Origin of the sequence: Streptomyces malaysiensis subsp. samsunensis, assembly GCF_024519315.1 — a bacterium.
Lineage (GTDB): Bacteria > Actinomycetota > Actinomycetes > Streptomycetales > Streptomycetaceae > Streptomyces > Streptomyces malaysiensis.
Map to the genome: position 1 here is coordinate 1 of NZ_JANIIC010000148.1, position 6,266 is coordinate 6,266.

The 6,266-nt window shown below is 72.0% G+C and carries 6 protein-coding genes; 4 read left to right on the forward strand and 2 right to left on the reverse strand.

The features are described 5' to 3' along the window. The 3 genes from NQU54_RS47845 to ptsP all read left to right on the forward strand — a co-directional run. On the forward strand, positions 1-232 hold a 232-nt coding region (locus tag NQU54_RS47845), incomplete at its 5' end, for a hypothetical protein (RefSeq protein WP_257636534.1). 244 nt (positions 233-476) lie between these two features. Continuing rightward, positions 477-923 carry a PTS sugar transporter subunit IIA gene (locus NQU54_RS47850; RefSeq protein WP_069871488.1) on the forward strand — a complete coding sequence of 149 codons (447 nt, stop codon included), beginning with the start codon at positions 477-479 and terminating at the stop codon, positions 921-923. A gap of 105 nt (positions 924-1,028) precedes the next feature. Further along, the gene (ptsP, locus tag NQU54_RS47855) at positions 1,029-2,699 is read left to right on the forward strand and encodes a phosphoenolpyruvate--protein phosphotransferase (protein WP_257636535.1); all 1,671 of its coding nucleotides are present in this window, start codon (positions 1,029-1,031) and stop codon (positions 2,697-2,699) included. Positions 2,700-2,822: 123 nt separating this feature from the next. Here ptsP and NQU54_RS47860 read toward each other — a convergent pair whose 3' ends face one another. Together NQU54_RS47860 and NQU54_RS47865 are read right to left on the reverse strand one after the other, a co-directional pair. Beyond that, complete coding sequence (locus tag NQU54_RS47860; RefSeq protein WP_257636536.1) at positions 2,823-3,830, reverse strand: DUF8829 domain-containing protein; 1,008 nt, start codon at positions 3,828-3,830, stop codon at positions 2,823-2,825. Positions 3,831-3,852: 22 nt separating this feature from the next. Then, on the reverse strand, positions 3,853-5,310 hold the full coding sequence (locus NQU54_RS47865) for an MFS transporter (RefSeq protein ID WP_308408552.1): 1,458 nt from the start codon (positions 5,308-5,310) through the stop codon (positions 3,853-3,855). 48 nt (positions 5,311-5,358) lie between these two features. Here NQU54_RS47865 and NQU54_RS49655 point away from each other — a divergent pair. After that, the coding region (locus NQU54_RS49655) for a GntR family transcriptional regulator (RefSeq protein WP_308408553.1) at positions 5,359-6,266 on the forward strand (908 nt) is incomplete at its 3' end.

Below are 6,266 nucleotides of genomic sequence, written 5' to 3' on the forward strand. Positions count from 1 at the left end.
TTTCTTCAAAGGAACCTCGTCCAAACCGATGGACGGGGTATCAACATATCTGGCGTTGACTTTTGGCACGCTGTTGAGTTCTCAAGGAACGGACGCTTCTTTCGAAACCGTTTCACCGGCTTCTCCGGGCGCTTCCCTTCGGTGTTTCACACGCTATCAGACTATTTTCCGCTCTCTTACCCGTGTCTTTCGCAAGGCATGCGAAAGCGGATCCGAGATTTGGATCAAGTAACTGATGGCGCCGCCCTGATCCTGGATGTACACGCAGATGACCGCAGTGCTTCATCCGGTGGGCAGGGGTACGACAGTACAGCGCCCCGCGCGGCCGTGGCAAATCGATTCCTGACCCGGGCGCCTTCTCCTGCCTGCGCCACGTGTGCGGAATCCAAAGTTCCTATGACTTACTCTTCTGGGCAGTGCGCTGTCCGGGACAGGTGGTGACAGCGCGTGATGATTCTTCATCCCGGGAGGCTCCCATGACCAGCGTGACCTCACCGGTCGCCGGACGCGTGATCGGACTCGAAGCGGTTCCCGATCCGGTGTTCTCCGGCGCCATGGTGGGTCCGGGCACGGCGATCGATCCGGTGCTCGAGCCCTTTGTGGCCGTGGCCCCGGTCGACGGCATCGTCGTCTCCCTGCACCCGCATGCCTTCGTCGTCGTGGACGGGGAGGGGCACGGTGTACTCACCCACCTCGGCATCGACACCGTGCAGCTGAACGGTGAGGGCTTCGAGGTGCTCATCAACAAGGGGGACACCGTCAAGCGGGGGGACGCGATCGTGCGCTGGGACCCGGCCACCGCCGTGGCCGCGGGCAAGTCGCCGATCTGCCCGATCGTGGCGCTCGAGGCCACGGCCGAAGCCCTTTCCGACGTCAAGGAGGACGTCGATGTGAAGGCGGGCGACGCGCTCTTCAACTGGTGAGCGGGGCGTGCGCCCGGCGGCCGACGGGGACCGGGCCGGGCGGCGCACTGCTGGTATGACATCCACCATGGCGGAGTTCCGCCGTATCGACCGGGGACGGGTGACATGGAGACAACGCTGCGAGGCGTCGGAGTGAGCCACGGGGTGGCCATCGGCGAGGTGCGCCATATGGGGACGGCGGTCCTGGAGCCGCCGGCGAAGCAGATTCCGGCCGATGAGGCGGAGCGTGAGCAGGGGCGGGCCCGTCAGGCGGTGGAGGCCGTGGCGGCCGATCTGGTCGCGCGCGGCAACCTGGCGGGCGGCGAGGCCCAGGCCGTGCTCGAAGCGCAGGCCATGATGGCGCAGGACCCGGAGCTGATGGCCGATGTCGAGCGGCGCATCACCGTGGGCAGCACCGCCGAGCGCGCGGTGTACGACGCCTTCGCCGCCTACCGGGCGCTGCTCGCGGGGGCCGGGGACTATCTGGCGGGCCGGGTGGCCGACCTCGATGATGTGCGGAACCGGATCGTGGCGCGGCTGCTGGGCGTGCCGATGCCGGGTGTGCCGGACAGTGATGAGCCGTATGTGCTGATCGCGCGGGACCTCGCGCCCGCCGACACCGCGCTGCTCGACCCGACGCTGGTGCTGGGGTTCGTGACCGAGGAGGGCGGGCCGACGAGCCACAGCGCGATCCTCGCCCGGGCCCTGGGGGTGCCGGCCGTGGTCGCGCTGCCCGGTGCCGGGGATCTGGTCGAGGGCACGCTGATCGCCGTGGACGGCAGCAGCGGTGAGATCTTCGTGTCCCCGAGCGAGGAGAAGCGGGCCGAGCTGACGCGGGCCGCCGAGGAGCGCCGGGCCGCGCTGGCCGCCTCCTCCGGTCCGGGCGCGACATCGGACGGGCACAAGGTGCCGCTGCTGGCGAACGTGGGCGGTCCGGCCGATGTGCCGGCGGCGGTCGAGGCTGGCGCCGAAGGTGTGGGGCTGTTCCGCACCGAGTTCCTCTTCCTCGATGACAGCACCCAGGCGCCGTCGGAGGAGAAGCAGGTCACGGCGTACCGGCAGGTGCTGGAGGCGTTTCCCGAGGGCCGGGTGGTGGTGCGGGTCCTGGACGCGGGCGCGGACAAGCCGCTGGACTTCCTCACCCCGGCCGATGAGCCCAACCCGGCGCTGGGCGTGCGCGGTCTGCGTACTCTGCTGGACCACCCCGAGGTGCTGCGGACGCAGCTCACGGCGCTGGCCAAGGCGTCGGAGGGGCTGCCGGTCTATCTCGAGGTCATGGCGCCGATGGTGGCGGACCGGCTGGACGCCAAGGCGTTCGCGGACGCGTGCCGTGAGGCGGGGCTGCGGGCCAAGTTCGGCGCGATGGTGGAGATTCCGTCCGCCGCGCTGCGGGCGCGCTCGATCCTCCAGGAGGTCGAGTTCCTGTCGCTGGGCACCAATGACCTGGCGCAGTACACCTTCGCGGCCGACCGTCAGGTGGGCGCGGTCTCACGGCTTCAGGACCCGTGGCAGCCCGCGCTGCTCGACCTGGTGGCGGCCTCGGCGGAGGCCGCGCAGGCCGAGGGCAAGAGCTGCGGTGTCTGCGGTGAGGCCGCCTCCGATCCGCTGCTGGCGTGTGTGCTGGCCGGTCTGGGGGTCACCAGCCTCTCCATGGGCGCGGCGTCCATTCCGTATGTGCGCGCGACGCTGGCCAAGCACACGCTGGCGCAGTGCGAGCGGGCCGCGTCCGCCGCTCGCGCGGCGGACACCGCCGAGGACGCGCGGCGGGCGGCGCAGGCGGTGCTGTCCGGCGAATGAGGCTCGGTTCCCGATGAGCCGCCGGTGAAGTACCGGTGCGCTCATGGGTTTCGGTGAAGGCGTCCCGCCGCGTGGCGGGACGCCTTCGGTCATTCCGGGCGTCCGGTCATTGCGAACGTCCGGTCATTCCGGGCGGCTGAGCGGGATACCCGCCCGGTATTCGACGCCGTGCTCCGGGGGGATGGGTTCACCGGTATCGGCATCGGTGCAGTACGCGGTGAACACCTCCGCCTCGCTCAGCGGACGCAGCCAGCCGTCGTGCAGCGCCCAGCCGCGGACCGTCTCGGGGGTGTCCGCCGCGATGGTGCGCAACACCAGACCGCCGGGGCGGCGCAGGGCGAACCCGCAGGCCAGGACCGTGCGAAAGACCAGCGCCGAGGATTCGGACAGCTGCGGCGGGCCCGCTTCCCGGGCGTCGGCGTGGAGCACGGCGACCAGCGAGGTGCCGTCCGCCGGGACGCTGCACACCAGATGGTGCATGCCTGGCCCGGCCGCCTCCACAGCCGCGCGCAGCGCGGCCCCGGCGCGCTCGAACGCGGCCCGTGCGGTGTCGTCGTCGTGGCACTCCCCATGGTGGCCGGCGCGGGAGAGCAGCGCCGTGGCGTACTCCCAGGTGGCCTGCTCCTCGGCGACGCCGATGAGCCGTGGCACCAGGCGGTCGACCGGCTGACCTTCGTACGTGACCGTGCCGCCCGCTGCGGCCCGCTCCGCCGTATAGCGAGTGCGGCTCGCGGGGGTGTCCGGGTCGAGCCGGGTGTCCGCGCAGAACTCCTCGTAGGCGACGGGGTCGAAGAGGGCGACGGTGGTGTGGACGCCCCTGGCCGCGAGCGCCTTCAGCAGCCCCTCCACTTCCCGTAGATACGCTCCGTGGTCGTCGAAGGCGAACGACCCGTACTGCCGCATGGCTGCGAAATCCCGCTCGTCGGCGAGCAGGGCCACGGTGCTGGGCACCTCCCTGCGCAGTACGCGCCGGGCGGTCCGGCTCCTCCTCCGGTGCTTCGTCCTGGTCCTCGTATCCCTGTTTGCCTGCGCTTTCGTGTGCGTCTTCGTCTTCGTCTTCGTCTTGCGGTGCTTGCTCCGGTGCCTGCCGGGGCGGCTCCGGTCCTGACCCCTCTGTCCGGCGTGCGCCATGGCTCCCCCTCCGCGCGGATGTTCAGTGCTCACTCACCGTAACCGGGGCCACTGACAACGCTCCGTCACCGCGGTCCCGTACCAGGTGGCGCTGGGCGCCGCACATCGCGGCGAGCCCGGCGCCGAGGCCGAGCCAGCCGAGAGGGCCCGCCGCGATCGCCGCCGTCACCGCGAGCGGTCCCGCGCTGCGCTGCACGGCCTGGGCCAGGCCGTGCACACCGAGGTAGGCGCCCTGTGCGGTGGGCGGTGCGAGGACGACGGACAGCTCCCAGGAGATCGTGGCGTGCAGCATCTCCGCGACGGTGAAGGCGGTGGCGGCCAGCACCAGCGTCACGGCCGCGAGCCAGGGCGCGTCGACCACGGTCGACGCGGCCAGCGCGGCCCCGCCGAGAAGGAAGGCGCAGGCCAGCGGCCACAGCGAGGTGCGTGCGGTGTGCGGGGTTGCGCCGAAGCGGGCGAACGGGACCTGGAAGAGCACCACGAGCACGTTGTTGAGGACGAGCAGCAGCGGGACGAGTTGATGCGGTGCGCTGGTGGCCGTCACGGCCCACAGCGGCAGGCCGACCTTGAAGACGGAGTCGTCGAGGAAGAGGGCCGCTTCGCTGGCGGTGTAGGCGAGATAGCGGCGGTCTCGCCAGGGGTTGGGGGCGGGGGTCTTCGTCTTGTGGGGCGCGGGGCTGGATTCGGCAGGGGCGGATTCGGCGGGCGCGGAATTGGCGAGGGCGGATTCGGCGAGGGCGGCGGAAATCCCGGGTGCGGATTCCTCGGGCGTGCATTCCTCGGGCGTGCATTCCTCGTGCGTACTTTCCCCGGGCGTGGATTTCCTCGGCTGTACGGATTCCCCCGGCGCGGGAGTGGACTTGGCCGCGATGCGGGAGGCCGAGCGCGGTTCGGCGCAGCCGAGGGTGAACAGGGCGGAGGCGAGGAAGGAGAGCGCGTCGCCGATCAGGAGCCAGCGGTAGACGGTGACCGTGCCGTCGGTGAGTGCGGCGGCCGCCGCGAGACCGCCGACGGCCCAGCCGACGTTCATGGCGGTGCGGTTGATGGCCTGGTAGCGGGCGCGGTCGGGGCCCGCGACACGGGTCGCGTACAGCTTGGTCAGTACGGAGACCGCGCGGTCGCCGAGGCTGCCCACCGAGGTGATGGCGAGCAGGAGCCGGAGGTCGGTGGTGGTGAGGAGGGCGAGTGAGGCGGCGGCGCGGACGACTTGGAGGGTGATCAGGAGTGGGCGTAGCGGGAGTCGGTCGGCGAGGAGGCCGCCGACGGGCGGGCCGGCGATGCCGATCGCTCCCGACACGGCGAGCAGCACGCCGATCGCGGCGGTGCTGAGCCCGGCGGCGTAGGTGAAGTAGAGCGTCGCGGTCGCGCCCCACAGGCCCGAGCCGATCCGGTCGACGAAGGTGACGATCAGCATGCGTCGGCCGTCCCGGCCGCCGGGGATGCGGTCGCTGAGCGCGGTGGCCCGCGTTGGCTTGCCCACTCTGGTCCCCCTTGACATCCAGTTTTGTATTGGTACAGAGTGTTTTCTGTGGCGACACAATATGAGATCATCGGTGCGTCGGCCAAGGGGATTGCCGCGTCCGTCGAACAGGGCGTGGTGGAGGGGGCGTTGGCGCCCGGCACCGCGCTGCCCCCGGTGCGCCGGCTGGCCGAGCGGCTGGGCGTCAGCCCCGGCACCGTCGCGACCGCCTACAAGGAGCTGCGGCGGCGCGGGATCGTGGTGACCCACGGGCGGGGCGGCACAGTGGTCGCGCCGACGCCCGCGGTCGCCTCGCGCCGCCCGCCGCCGGTGCCGGAGGGGGTGCGCGATCTGGCGGGCGGTCACCCCGATCCGGCCTTCCTCCCCGCGTTGCTGCCGGCCATCCGGCTGTCCCCCGGGCTCCGGTCGCACCGCGCGCAGCCCCGGCTGCCCGGTCTGGAGCAGCTGACCCGCGCCTGGTACGAGCGCGACGGCGTGGCGGCCGAGCACCTCACCTTCGCCCATGGCGCGCTGGACTGTGTGGCCCGGCTGCTGTCGGTCGAGCTCAGGCCGGGTGACGCGGTGGCGATGGAGGACCCCGGCTACCACCATCTGCTGGACCTCGTCCCGGCGCTGGGGCTGCGGTGCTTGCCGGTGGCCGTGGACGACGAGGGGATCCGGCCGGACTCGCTGCGGGCGGCGCTGCGGGCCGGAGCGCGGGCCGTGGTGTGCAGTCCGCGTGGGCAGAACCCTTACGGCGGGTGTTTCTCGCCGTCGCGGCGGGATGCCCTGCTGGGGGTGCTGGGCGAGGCGGCGCCCGATGTGTTGGTGATCGAGGACGATCATGCCGCGGATGTCGCGGGGGTGCCGTTGCACAGCCTTACGGCGGGGGGTGCGGGGGCCGGGGGGGGGGCGGGGGGGGCGGGGGGGGGGGCGGGGGGGGGGGGGGTGGGGGGGGGGGCGGGGGGCGGGGTCGG

Excerpts from the sequence above, each read along its gene's own strand:
- NQU54_RS47850 (WP_069871488.1), top strand. The coding sequence starts at position 477 with ATGACCAGCGTGACCTCACCGGTCGCCGGACGCGTGATCGGACTCGAA.
- ptsP (WP_257636535.1), top strand. The coding sequence starts at position 1,029 with ATGGAGACAACGCTGCGAGGCGTCGGAGTGAGCCACGGGGTGGCCATC.
- NQU54_RS47860 (WP_257636536.1), bottom strand. The coding sequence starts at position 3,830 with ATGGCGCACGCCGGACAGAGGGGTCAGGACCGGAGCCGCCCCGGCAGG.